Origin of the sequence: Nonomuraea sp. NPDC050202, assembly GCF_040656115.1 — a bacterium.
GTDB lineage: Bacteria > Actinomycetota > Actinomycetes > Streptosporangiales > Streptosporangiaceae > Nonomuraea.
This window is the reverse complement of sequence record NZ_JBFALF010000044.1, coordinates 44,895-57,789: the sequence shown is the minus strand read 5'-3', so window position 1 is coordinate 57,789 and position 12,895 is coordinate 44,895. Positions and strand designations below refer to the sequence as shown.

The following is a 12,895-nucleotide window of genomic DNA, read 5'->3' as shown; positions in this document are numbered from 1 at the left end:
CGCCTGTCGGCCGTGGCGCGGAAAGGACCCTCCATGACCAGCGCGTTAAGAACGCGGCGAGGATGGCGCACCGGCCTCATCGCCAGTATCGCGACCATTCTGGCCGCCGCACCCCTGCACGCCACTGAGGCGCAGGCCGCCGTCGTCTCCCTGCGTTCGGGAAACTACGAGCTCGTCCTCACCTCCGGCGCGACCCCGCAACCGGTGGCGATACGCGATGTCACCAGCGGCGCGACGGTGCTCGCCGAACAGCAGCCGCTCCAAGTGATCGTCAAGAACGGCGACACACCAACCGACGCAAGCGGCCAGTACACGTCTGTCACACTCACCGACGGGCAACTGGTCGGCACCGGGGAAGTCCGCAGCCGCAACGGCAGCGTCTTCAGGTTCAGGGACGCCTACGCAGCCGCCTCCGCCGGCGGCTTCGGCGTGACCCGCACGGTCACCGTCGCGACCGCCAACGGCGCCGACCAGGGCTTCAACTCCCGCTTCACCATCGGTTCGACCAGCCCGCGCGCCATCCAGGACTACCAGTTCCTGGCTCCGGGCATCTGGTACGACCGCAACAGGAACGTCCCCGCCGGGGCGCTGGCCAGCACCTACAACGACAACTACTTCTACTTCCGCGAGATGCGGATGCCGCTGCCGTTCGTGATGATGCACGACCCCAACGGAGGCCTGGACGTGAGCCTGGCCCACCAGAACCCGCGCCCGGCCTCGCCGGTGGACGAGGGATCCGGCCAGTGGCTGGTCAACGGAGGCATCACCCACGCCGCCCTGGGCGCCCAGAAGATCCCCTCCACCAAGCTGGCCATCGTCTACCCCGGCATGGAAGGGGAGAAGAACTACGTCAACCGGGGCGCCGCGTGGGTGCGCCGCAGCAACCCGGTGACCACCGGGTTCACCCAGACCTACGAATTCCGGATCCGGGCCCATCGGACCGCGGACTTCGGGGCGGCGGTTCGTGACTCGTGGCGTTATCACTGGGACATGGCCAATCCGCAGGTCACCAAGGTCCCGGTCCAGCAGGTCTACCGCTCGTCCATCGACGTGCTGGCCTCCTACCAGTCGAATTGGGGCGGGGCGCCCGGGCTGCCGTTCAGCGCGCGCCTGCCGGGCGGTGAGGTGCACGAGGTCAGCTACCAGATGGGCTTCGTCGGCCAGCAGATCCCGGCGGCGTACCTGATGCTGCGCGACGGATACCTCAACAACCGTCCGGACAACGTCACCAAGGGGCGGCAGATCCTGGACTTCTGGGCGGCCAACTCCTCGGCACCGTCAGGTCTGCCGAGAACCTGGTACGACGTCAACCCGCCCGGCTGGCGCAGCTTCTACCCGACCTACCTGCGGATCGCCACCGACGGCATGGAGGGCATGCTCAAGGCGTCCCGGTTCATGCGCGGACGCGGCACGCCGGTCGCCTCCTGGGAGTCCTACGCAAGGCGATTCGGTGACTGGCTGGTCACCCACCAGAACGCGGACGGGTCCTATTACCGGTCCTACAACCTCGCGGGCACCGCGCCGGACAATCAGGCCAAGTACAACTCGCACAACGCGATCCCGTTCCTGCTGGAGCTGGCCGACCACACCGGCGACAGCCGCTATCGCGCCGCGGCGTTGCGGACCGCGGAGTTCGCGTGGCAGACCGTGCACCTGCCGGCGACCTACGTCGGCGGCACACCGGACAACCCCAACGTGACGGACAAGGAAGCCGCCTCGCTCGCCCTGCGCGCCTTCCAGTCCCTCTACGATCACACCCGCGACCAGCGATGGCTGCAGGCCGCCACGCGCGCCGCGGACTTCGCCGAGACATGGCAGTACGCCTGGAACTACCCGGTACAGTCCAGCCGCCCGGCCTACGCGCGCTATGGCGTACGAGGGCAGAGCATCATCGCCACCGGACACTCGGGGATGGACACCTGGCAGTCGGGGATGCTCTACGACTACTACCGCCTCTACCGGGCCACCGACGACCCCCACTACCTGCAACAGGCCCGGCTGCTGGCCAACGAGACCAAGCTGACCACCCAATATCCCGGCAACGCGCTGGGGTACGCCCGGGACGGGCTGGTCGAGGAGGCCATCGGCCTGTCCGACATGCGCTACGGCGGCGTCAACCTCTGGCTGCCGTGGAACTCCGTCGCGCACGCCGAGTCGCTGGCCCAGCTACAGGACACCTACGGGAACATGGACATCGACGCCCTGTCGAACGACCCCGACCCAGAACCCGCCTACGCGCGGATCCGCAACCGACACAGCAACCTGTGCCTGGACGACTACAACCGGGTGACCACGCCCGGAGCCGAAGTACGCCAATGGACCTGCAACGGCCTGGCCACCCAGCAATGGAGCATCATCGAGACCTGACCGGTAACGCCCGCGGAACCGATCAGCGGCCGGGACCCGAGCGGCGCTTCGCACGAAGATCGAAGGCGTGCGCTCTCTTCCCTGATCGTCCTGATCGTGTGTCATCGAGGCGGCAGCGAGCGCCGTCGCCGGGTAACGAGCGCAGGTGAGGGCCTGGGGCAGACCGAGCACGTCCTTGGGGATCGCTTGCCGCAGGCGCGGCAATCGGTCCAGGACGTACTCGGCCGGCTCGGCCGGCAGGTCGGTGAGCGAACAGAGCACGCACCGACGCACGGAAGCGCTTGCCGAGAGCCACCTGCCCATCCCCGGAGTGGCCCGTGGCGATGAGGCCCTCCCCGCGTACGCCATACTTGGCGTACGCCTCTCGATGGGCCTTCACCTTGTAGTTCCAGGCATGGGGCAGGGTCTCAGCGAAGCTGCTCGTTCAGCTGATTCGACCCACTTCTCGTCGCCGGTCGCCTGATGCAGGCGCAGGAACGCCCCGAGCGTGAGCGCGGCAGCCTCTGTCGACCCTGTCGCCCCCTCCTTAGTGGACCGAGGCCTCATCAGCGACCGGAAGCGGCGTCGAGTGGAGTGACGGTGGGGTCGGCTTCGAGCGGGGGCGAGACGGCCTCGGCGCCGCCAGGAGATCGCTGTCGCCCGACCGTTGACTCGCGCACCTCAAGGGTGAAGTCGGCGTAGATCTCCCGCTGTCCGGCCGGCCCTGTGCCGCCGACCCTCTCGGCCAACAAGTCCACGGCGGTGCGGGCAATCTGCAGCCGTCCGGGCTCGACCGACGTCAGGGGCGGCATGGAGAATCTGGTTTCCTCGATGTTGTCGAACCCGACCACCGCGACATCCTCCGGAACCCGTCGGCCACTCCAGAGCAGCACGTGCAGGGCGCCCAGGGCAAGGGTGTCGTTGAAGCCGAACACAGCGTCGAACCGGATGTCGGCGTCGAGCAGTCGCTGCATCGCCTGTGCGCCCTCGGTGCGATGCCACCAGGGCCCGGGCGACGTGATCAGAGTGTCGTCCCGCTCGATGCCTGCGGCCTCGAGGGCGGCGAGGTAGCCGTTGAGTCGCACCGTTGCGGTGCCCATCTGCTCGCCGGGAAAGGCCCCGATGACCGCGATGCGCCGGCGTCCGAGGTCGAGCAGGTGCTGGGTGGCCGCACGCGACGCCTCCACGTTGTTCATGGTCACGTGATCGACCGGGCCGTGCGGGATCCGCTCGCCGAGCAGGACCAAGGGGAAATCCACGCGGAGGTGGTCGGCGTCGTCCGGACCGAGCGCGAGGGGAGAGAAGATCACACCGTCGACGAGGTGGCGTCGCGCTCCGGACAGCACCTCGAGCTCTCGTTCTCGTACGCCTCCGGTCGGCTCTATCACCACCGTCCAGCCCTTGGTGGCTGCGGCCTCGATGACCGCGTCGGAGAGTTGGGCGAAGTAGGGCAAGCTGAGCTCGGGAATGGCGAGCGCGATGATGCCGGTGCGGCCGGCCCGCAGATTCCGTGCTGAGATGTTCATCTGGTAGCCGAGTTCATCGATCGCGGCCATAACCCTCGCCCGGGTCGACTCCTTGATGTACGGGTAGCCGTTGAGCACGTTGGACACCGTCTTGGCCGAGACTCCTGCGCGCCGCGCAACATCTTGCATGGTGGCCATTGGCCCCTCCGCTTCCTGTCTGTGGCATCGACAGCGTTACCACTTCGTACCGGTGCGTTGCTGGCGCTTTCTACATCGATGTAGATCGTATCCCTTACATCGACGTAGAAGGCGGATCAGGATCGCCCCGCCAGTGGGACACATCCGAACGCGCCACGGCCATGCGGGCCGGCGCTCTGTGAGTCAACGCAGAAGGTGAGGGGCTCGTGGGAATGACGCGCGTCCTGCGCCTGGCGCTCGCCGCGACAGTAGGCGTGAGCCTTCTGTCTTCCTTACAGCCACGACGAGGTCACGGGGGCAGTTCTCCAGAGCCGCGGACGATCAGCCGCGTCGGCACCACCACCGTCTTCGCCTTGGAACGCTCGCCGTCCAGCCGGGCCATCAGCAGTTCGGCGGCGGCGTGCCCGATGGCCACTGCGTCCTGCGCGATCACGGTCAGAGCGGGCTCGAGCACCTCGGCGAGCGGCAGGTCGTCGAACCCGACGAGGGCCACATCCCGGCGGCCGAGCCTCGACATGCCCAGCACCGCACCCGTCGCGGCGAAGTTGTTGGCCGCGAACACAGCCGTCGCCGGGTCCTTCCGGGTGAGCAACCGGGTGACGGCCGCGGCGGCGGCCTCGTAGTCGTGCCCGGTCTCCACCAGTCGCCGGTCGAACGGGATCCCGGCGTCGGCCAGCGCGTCCCGGTAGCCTTGAAGGCGCTCCTTGCGGGTGTGCAGGGTGGGCGAGTCGCCGATGAAGGCGATCCTGCGGTGCCCGTGCGCGATGAGGTGCGCCACTCCAGATCGCGCACCCTCTCGGTGGGAACTGGCCACGCAGTCAGTGGTGAGCCCCCGTGCGGGCCGGTCGATGAAGACCAGCGGCAGGCCCGCGGACCGTTGGACGCGCAACGAGCGATGGTCGCTGTCGGACGACGGCACGATGAGCAGGCCGGCCACCCGCCTGGCCAGGAACGTGGTGACCAGCGACCCCTCGCCGTCGGCCGTCTCCTCCGACGACCCGACGATGAGGGTGAGCCCGCGTTTGCGCATCGCGCTCTCGATCCCGCCCGCGACCGTGCCGAAGAACGGGTTGCCCAGGTCAGGGATGATCAGGCCGACGGTGGAGTCAGGACCGCCGGTGCGCATGTTCCGCGCCATCAGATTGGGCTGGTAACCCAGCCTGCTCATGGCGTCCAGCACCCGCGCCCGCGTCTGCGCCGACACAGATCCTTCCTCGTTGATGACCCGGGAGACGGTCTTCGCGGTGACGCCTACCTCCCGGGCCACGTCGCTCAGGGTCGCGCGGCGCGCCTGGGACATGGACCACCGTTCTTCGCTCATTACACGACAAACCAGGTAAATGGTACCGATCAAGAACTGCTGATCGCCTCCGCCGCGTCCTCGTCCACCACCACCGCCTTGCCGTCGGAGATCCGCATCGCGCCGGTCATGATGGAAACGACCTCGGCCATGCTGTGGTCGCCAGGCTTGATCTGTGCGACGCGCCTGCCCAGCCGCTGGACGTGGATACGGTCGGCGATCTCGAAGACGTGCGGCATGTTGTGGCTGATCAGCACCACCGGCAGGCCGCGGTCGCGGACCCGCCTGATCATGTCGAGCACCTGGCCGGACTCCTTCACGCCGAGCGCGGCCGTGGGCTCGTCCATGACCACCACGTGCGAGGCCCAGGCCACCGCCCTGGCCACGGCGACGCCCTGCCGCTGACCTCCGGACAACGACTCCACCGGCTGCGTCAGCGAGCGCAGGCCGATCTTGAGCGCGGCCATGTGCTCGGCCGACTCCTCCCGCATGCGCTTCTTGTCCAGCATGCGGAAGACCTGGCCGAGCAGGCCGGGCTTGCGCACCTCCCGGCCCAGGAACATGTTCGTGGCGATGTCCAGGGAGGCCGCGACGGCGAGGTCCTGGTAGACGGTCTCGATGCCCTGCCTGCGCGCGTCGAGCGGGTCGCGGAAGCGCACGGGCTCGCCGTCGAGGCGGATCTCGCCTTCGTCCGGCTGGAGCGCGCCGGTCAGTGCCTTGATCAGGCTGGTCTTGCCGGCGCCGTTGTCGCCGATGACGGCCAGCACCTCGCCCGGCATCAGGTCGAAGTCCGCACCGTCCAGCGCGGTGACGTGTCCGTAGCGCTTGACCAGGCCGCGAGCCTGCAGAACTGGAGTGGTCATCGGGTCCTCCGGCGGGAGAGCTGGTCGACGGTGACGGCGAGGATCACCAGCACGCCGGTGATGAGCGTCTGGTAGATGGACGGCACGCCCATGAGCTGCAGGCCATTGCGGAACACGCCGACGATGAGCGCGCCGACCAGGGTGCCCAGTATCAGTCCGCGCCCGCCGAACAGGCTGGTGCCCCCGAGCACGACCGCCGTGATGCTGTCCAGGTTGTCGGTCTGACCGGCCTGCGGGTCCCCGACTCCGGTACGGGAGACCAGCAGCAACGCGGCGATGCCGTACACGAGCCCGGCCAGGGTGTAGACGCCGATGGTGAGCCGCTGCGTGCGGATGCCGGTCAGCCTGGCCACCTCCGGGCTGTTGCCCAGCGCGTAGACGTGCCGGCCCCACGCCGTCGAGCCGAGCAGGTACGCGAACAGCAGGAACACCGCGATCGTCAGCACCGAGCCGTAAGTCACGGCGGTGCCCCCGAGCTGGAAGGTACGCCCGAGGAAGGTCAGCTCGTCCGGCAGGCCGGTGACGGTCTGGTCCTGGGAGTAGATGTGGGTGAGCGCGAAGACCACGTTCAGCATGCCGAGCGTCACGATGAAAGGCGGCAGCGAGATCCGCGTCACCAGCAGACCGTTGGCCAGCCCGAACGCGGCACAGACCGCGAGGCCCGCGACGATCGCCAGAACCGGCGGCAGGCCGCTGCCGACGGCCAGCTTCGTCATCACGATGCCGCCGAACGCCATGATGGCGCCGTTGGACAGGTCGATTCCGGCGGTCAGGATGATCAGCGTCTGCCCGATGGCGAGCATGCCGACCACCATCACCTGCTGGATGATCAGCGAGAAGTTGCCTCCGCTGAGGAACTGCTCGGTGTTGAACGAGAAGAAGACGCAGGCCAAAAGCAGTGCGGCCAGCGGCCCCGCGGTCGGTGTGGCGAGCAGCCTGCGTGCCGCCGACGGCTCGGCGGCCTTGGGCGACTGCGCCCTGGTGGGGACGGTGGGTACGGTCATCGGAATCCTTGGTGAGTGGTCACGGCCGGGCCTGGGAACGCCGGGAATGTCACGCGACCCGGTCTGCTCCTGCGTCAGCCCCAGCAGTTGGCCAGGCCGAAGGCGGTGTCCTTGCCGTCGACTCCGGTCGCGGCCTTGTCGGTGATGAGCGTGACGCCGGTGTCGGTGTAGCCGGAGGGCTTGCTGCCGCCCTTCGCGTAGTCGATGGTGGCCTGCACGCCCTGCTCGGCCATCTTCAGCGGGTACTGCTGCGAGGTCGCGGCGATCTGTCCGCTCTGCACCGCCTTGGTGCCGGTGCAGCCGCCGTCCACCGACACGATCAGCACGTCCTTCTCACGGCCCTTGGCCTTCAACGCGGTGTACGCGCCCAACGCGGCCGGTTCGTTGATGGTGTAAACGACGTTGATGTCGGGGGCCTTCTGCAGGCAGTTTTCCATCGCGGTCTGGCCCTTGGCCTGGTCACCGCCGGTGTCCTGGGAGCAGACGATGGACGGGTCGCCTTCCGCGATGCCGTAGCCCTTCAGAAAGCCGTCGTGGCGCAGCTGTCCGACCGCGACACCTGGGGCTAGGTCCAGCGTGGCGATCTTGGCGGGCTTGCCGGCCATGGTGGCCTTGGCGTACTGGCCGATCAGCTCGCCGGCCTTGAAGTTGTCGGTGGCGAACAACGCGTCGGTGGCGTCCTGCGGCTCGGTCGGGCTGTCGAGCGCGATGACCAGCACACCCGCGTCCCGGGCCTTCTTGATCGCTGGAACGATGGCCTTGGAATCGCTGGGCGTGATGAGGATGCCCTTCACCCCGGCGGCGACCATGTTCTCGATAGCGGTGATCTGGCCGGCGTTGTCGCCGTCGAACTTGCCCGCCGCGGTCATCAGCTCGGCGCCCTGCGCCTTGGCCGCCTTCTCGGCGCCTTCCTTCATCTTGACGAAGAAGGGGTTGGTCTCTGTCTTGGTGATGAGCCCGACCTTCACCGCGCCCGTGGCGGCGGATGAAGGGGCGGAGGCTCCGTCGCCACTCCCCCCGCAGGCCGTCAATGCCATGGCGGCGACGGCGAGCGCACCGACGATCCGAGTGCTACGAGACATGAATACTCCCTGGTCCTTCGGGGGGCGGGGGATGTCAACGTTGTCATATGTCAACGTTGACATCCGCTGGGAAGTGATGATGAACTCTCGGCGACGAAACGTCAATGCCTACTACGGGTAACAAGCGCGCAACGTTGCCGAGCGCCTTCCCCTGCACTGTGAAAGGCCCCGCCATGCCCGAATCTCAGATCGCCGTGCTCGGTGAGTGCGTCGCCGACGCCTTCACCACCGGGAGCCCGGAGGAGGGCGAACTGGCCTTACGAGTGCTGCCCGGCGGTGGCCCGGCCAACACCGCGGTGGCGCTGGCCAGGCTCGGAACCCCGACAAGGTTCCTTGGACGGATCTCCGGCGATGTGTTCGGCGGGTTGTTCCGCGCCCGGCTCGGCGCGTCCGGGGTGAACCTGAGCGGATGCGTGCCCGCGTCCGAGCCCAGCACCCTCGCCGTGGCCACGCTCGACGCCGAAGGGCAGGCGAGGTACTCCTTCCACGCCGACGGCACGGCCGACTGGCAGTGGCGGCGGGAGGAACTGGATCCGGCGCGGCTGGGGGGAGCGTCCTGCCTGCACGCTGGATCGCTGACCCTCGTACGACCGCCGGGAGCCGCGCGGGTGGAGGAGTTCCTGGAGGCGGCCGGCCGGATGGCCACGATCTCCATCGACCCGAACGTACGGGCGGCGCTGGTGGATCCGGCCGTTTACCAGGAGCGGATGCTCCGCTGGTGTGCTCTGGCCGATGTGGTCAAGCTCAGTGACGACGATCTGGCGCACATCCATCCAGATCAGGATGTGCAGCGGGTCTGCGACACCTGGCACGGGGCGGGGGTGCGGCTGGTGGTGGTGACCCGGGGCTCGCTTGGGGCACTCGTGTCGGTGGACGGCGCACGGGCCGAGGTACCCGCGTCCGCCGCGGACGTGGTGGACACCGTGGGCGCCGGAGACTCGTTCACGGCGGGCGTGTTGCACCTGCTGGGCGAGCGTGGGCTGCTCGGCGGGCGGCTGGACGCGCTCGACCTGGAGGCTGCGGTGGACGCTGCGCTCTTCGCGGCCAGGGTCGCGGCGCGCACCTGCTCGGTCGCGGGGGCCAACCCGCCCTGGGCGCACGAACTGAGCAGAGAGGACCTGGCCGTGTAACTGGCACTGACGCAGCGGGTGCGCCGCCGGATCGTTCACGCCTTGTTCCATGGGGCAGGCATGGCAACGATGGCCGGTATCGCACATCAGGGCTGGGTTTCGGCCAACGGAGTCCCAGTTGCCGGTTTGTTACAGCGGCAAGCCATTGACGTATCGTCCCGTCGAGTCCATCATCACTGCAACCGATGTCAACGTTGACATATGTCATCGTTGACATATGGCCCTCCCTTGGACAAAGGAGTACTTCCATGCCTCCTAGCAGTCCGGATCACCGGCCCGATCGCCGCCTGCGCGGCCGTGGCCGCCAGGGCTCGGACCGTTAAGATCTCGACCCGCCTGATCGGCCGCGGCTCTGGGAGAACCGCTGCCCGCCGCCCAGCAGAGCGCGGTCGGCTGCTCGTCTTCCCATCCTCACCGCTGGATGATCTGGCAGTCGAAAGACCTGCCGGTATCACCAGCACCCGTTGGCGCACCTGCACGCCAAGTTGCGCCCTACCTCGTTCCCCAAGCCGCAAGGGGCGCCATAACGCGCACGTGTCACAGGTGAGCAACCACGCCCTGTCCAGCGGCCACGTGGGGCGCGTGCCCCGCGATCGAGGCCGCGATTCCCTCCCGTCGTCAACGAAAGGTGTGCTCGTGATGCGGATACTCGCTCGACCAAAACGCCATGTCGTTTCGGCGATCCTCGCCTTCGCGATGGCCGTGGCCGGCCTCGTCACCATCCCCGCCGGGACGGCGCAGGCAGGAGAGGTCGCCGACTATCCCGAGTACCCGTACGCCCCCACCGACTACAACGAACCGTTCCGCGGCCAGTTCCACTTCAGCTCGCAAGGTGGCTGGATGAACGACGTGAACGCGCCGCTGTACTACCGCGGCCTGTATCACCTGTTCTACCAGCACAACCCGCACGGCCTGAACTGGGACACCATGCACTGGGGGCACGCGACCAGCCCCGACCTCGTGCACTGGACGCAACAGCCGATCGCCCTGGAACCGGGAGTGCACAACGCCACCCTGTGGTCGGGCGGCGGCTGGGTCGACACCCGCAACGCGACCGGCCTGAAGAACGGGGATCACGACCCGATCCTGCTGTTCACCAACACCAACGGCGTCTCCATCGCCTACAGCACGGACGGAGGCCACCGCTTCCAGATGTACAACGGCGGGGCGAAGGTCATCTCGACGCCGTACGAGAGCCGTGACCCCAAGGTCTTCTGGGACGCCGCACGGAACCGCTGGGGCCTGGTGCTCTGGGGCAACGACAACGGCAACACCCTGAAGTTCTACAGCTCGACGAACCTGCTCTCGTGGACGTATCGGGGTGACTACCGCGCCGACTGGGCGTTCGAGTGCCCGGACATCTACCAGTTACCCGTCGACGGCAACACCGGCAATCAACGATGGGTCCTGAACGACGCCCAGGGCGAATACGTGATCGGCACCCTCAACAACAACGGGGTGTTCGTCCCGGACCCCGGATTCCCCGCGCCACAGCGCCTGGACCAGGGACGCGCCGCCTTCGACGGCTCGGTCTACGCAGGCCTCACCTTCACCAACCTGCCGACCGACCGGGTCGTCCAGATGTTCTGGCAACCCGGCAACCGCGGCTCCACATGGACCGGCAACGCGTCCTTCCCCGCACAGCTCTCACTGCGCAGCTTCCCCGAAGGTCTGCGGGTGACCCGCCTACCCGTCAGCGAGATCTCCACGATCCGCCAGCCGGCACAGACATGGGGCGCCCGGACGATCACACCGAGCGACACCACGGATCCGCTGAACGGCATCACCGCGGACACCTACGAGCTGATCTCGGAATGGGACCTCACCGGAGCCACGGCGTCGGAGTTCGGCTTCCGGCTGCACCAGCGCGCGGACGGGACCAGTGACCGCACCATCGCCTACAACCGGCCCCTGCAGCAGATGGAATGGAAGCCGCTCGCGCCGGTCGACAACCGGATCAAAATGCGCGTACTGGTGGACCGCGGGCAGGTCGAAGCGTTCGGCAACGACGGGAGGCTCTCCTACACGGAGAACACCAACTTCGACTCATCGCCCGGCAGCTTGGGCATCTCCGCCTACGCGCTCGACGGCAACGTCAGGTTGGTGTCGCTGACCCTTCACCGACTCAACAAGGCCTGGACGCCCGCGCCGGGCGGAACGGGCGAGATGCGCTGGAACGGGACGAACAAATGCATCGACATGGACCCGGCGTCCGTCAACGCCGCAGCCGTCCGCATCTGGGACTGCTGGGGCGGACCGAACCAGCAGTGGACGCACAACGTGAACGGGTCACTCAGCATCGGAGGAATGTGTCTCGACCAGCCCGCTGAAGTCATCGGCAACGGAGCTCCCCTCCAGGTATGGGCATGTAACGGGTTGGCCCAGCAACGCTGGACCCGGGTTGGACATACATATCGCAACGCCTGGTCCGGCCGGTGCATAGATCTCCCCTTCGGCGACACCGCCAACGGCCGTCGGCTCCAGGCATGGGATTGCGTCGGCGGCATCAACCAGTCGTGGGGCTTTCCGATATAGGTCGGCTGCATTCAAGAGGTCGTGACGGAGGATGTGCGGGGACGCACCTCGGCAGACTCCACCACTCCAGGACGACGCCGCTCCTCTCGCCCATGCGGTGCACAACTCGTCCATGGTGTCTGGCCTGGGCTTCTAATCCTTAGCTCTCGTGTTCCTACGCCTCTTTATCTGCTGACAGTCCGGTTGTTCGGCTGGTTGACGCTTCTCGCGCGGGGTGACACTCCAAGGGAGGTGGAGATCTTGGTGCTGCGGCATGAGGTCGCCGTCCCGCGTCGCAGGTCTCTCGGCCACGACCGGACTGGGCTGACCGGGCGCTGCTTGGCGGCACTGACGCGACTGCTGCCCACACGGCTTCGCCTTCATCGGATCGTGGCACTGGGCACGTTGCTGGCCCGGCACCGCTGGCCGGTCAGCCAACACTGGACTAACCCAAACACAGACGGACGTCCACCGATCCCGGATGAACTACGCGCTCTGGTGATCCGGTTGGCCAGAGAGAATCCCGATGGGGGCATCGGCGGATCCGGGGTGAACTGCTCGGCCTCGGCCATCGGATCGGCGAATGCACCATCCGCCGAATCCTCGCCGCATTGGCGACAGTTCCTCTGCGCCTGCCGATAACCACATCCGCCCAGGTCATAACTCTGCGATGGCTTCGCGTGGCGACGCGAGCTCCAGCCACCAGGAAGGGCAAGCGAGTACGGCATGATGATCGGCTGTGCTCCTTCGCCTGGCCTACCTCACCGTCACGAACACGTTCGCCGCGCTGCGGTTGCTGCCAGGGGCGATCGGGACAAGGACATCGAGATCCTCGCCCTGCGCCACCAGATCATTGCCCTCGAACGCCAACTTGACGCCGACACCAGAGTCAGATTCCCTCCCAAGGACCGGGCCTTTTCTCGCCGCGCTCCTGATTTCACTGCCGTGCGAGGTCCTGCGCCGGCTGCGGCTCCTCGTCCGCCCGGACACGG

General features: G+C 67.5%; 8 protein-coding genes. 3 read left to right on the top strand and 5 right to left on the bottom strand.

All coding sequences use genetic code 11. The features are described 5' to 3' along the window. The first annotated feature begins 33 nt into the window (after positions 1 to 33). Positions 34 to 2,367: an RICIN domain-containing protein gene (locus AB0I79_RS54435; RefSeq protein ID WP_357892275.1), complete on the top strand. Its 2,334-nt coding sequence runs from the start codon at positions 34 to 36 to the stop codon at positions 2,365 to 2,367. A 545-nt stretch (positions 2,368 to 2,912) separates the two neighbouring features. Here AB0I79_RS54435 and AB0I79_RS54430 read toward each other — a convergent pair. From AB0I79_RS54430 to AB0I79_RS54410, 5 genes are all read right to left on the bottom strand, one after another. Next, entirely contained in the window at positions 2,913 to 4,010 is a 1,098-nt protein-coding gene (locus tag AB0I79_RS54430) for a LacI family DNA-binding transcriptional regulator (protein WP_357892272.1), read from the bottom strand. A 289-nt stretch (positions 4,011 to 4,299) separates the two neighbouring features. Next, entirely contained in the window at positions 4,300 to 5,277 is a 978-nt protein-coding gene (locus AB0I79_RS54425) for a LacI family DNA-binding transcriptional regulator (protein ID WP_357892268.1), read from the bottom strand. Between the two features lie 83 nt (positions 5,278 to 5,360). Further along, positions 5,361 to 6,173 (bottom strand): ATP-binding cassette domain-containing protein, encoded by an 813-nt coding sequence (locus tag AB0I79_RS54420; RefSeq protein WP_357892265.1) that lies wholly within the window; start codon positions 6,171 to 6,173, stop codon positions 5,361 to 5,363. Beyond that, positions 6,170 to 7,177 carry an ABC transporter permease gene (locus AB0I79_RS54415; protein ID WP_357892262.1) on the bottom strand — a complete coding sequence of 336 codons (1,008 nt, stop codon included), beginning with the start codon at positions 7,175 to 7,177 and terminating at the stop codon, positions 6,170 to 6,172. The genes AB0I79_RS54420 and AB0I79_RS54415 overlap by 4 nt, the downstream gene beginning before the upstream one ends. 74 nt (positions 7,178 to 7,251) lie before the next feature. Further along, on the bottom strand, positions 7,252 to 8,364 hold the full coding sequence (locus AB0I79_RS54410; protein ID WP_357892259.1) for a sugar ABC transporter substrate-binding protein: 1,113 nt from the start codon (positions 8,362 to 8,364) through the stop codon (positions 7,252 to 7,254). Positions 8,365 to 8,432: 68 nt separating this feature from the next. Between AB0I79_RS54410 and AB0I79_RS54405 the strand changes: the two genes are divergently transcribed. Continuing rightward, positions 8,433 to 9,389 (top strand): carbohydrate kinase, encoded by a 957-nt coding sequence (locus AB0I79_RS54405; RefSeq protein WP_357892256.1) that lies wholly within the window; start codon positions 8,433 to 8,435, stop codon positions 9,387 to 9,389. A gap of 573 nt (positions 9,390 to 9,962) precedes the next feature. After that, on the top strand, positions 9,963 to 11,924 hold the full coding sequence (locus AB0I79_RS54400) for a ricin-type beta-trefoil lectin domain protein (protein ID WP_357892253.1): 1,962 nt from the start codon (positions 9,963 to 9,965) through the stop codon (positions 11,922 to 11,924). Positions 11,925 to 12,895: the final 971 nt, after the last annotated feature.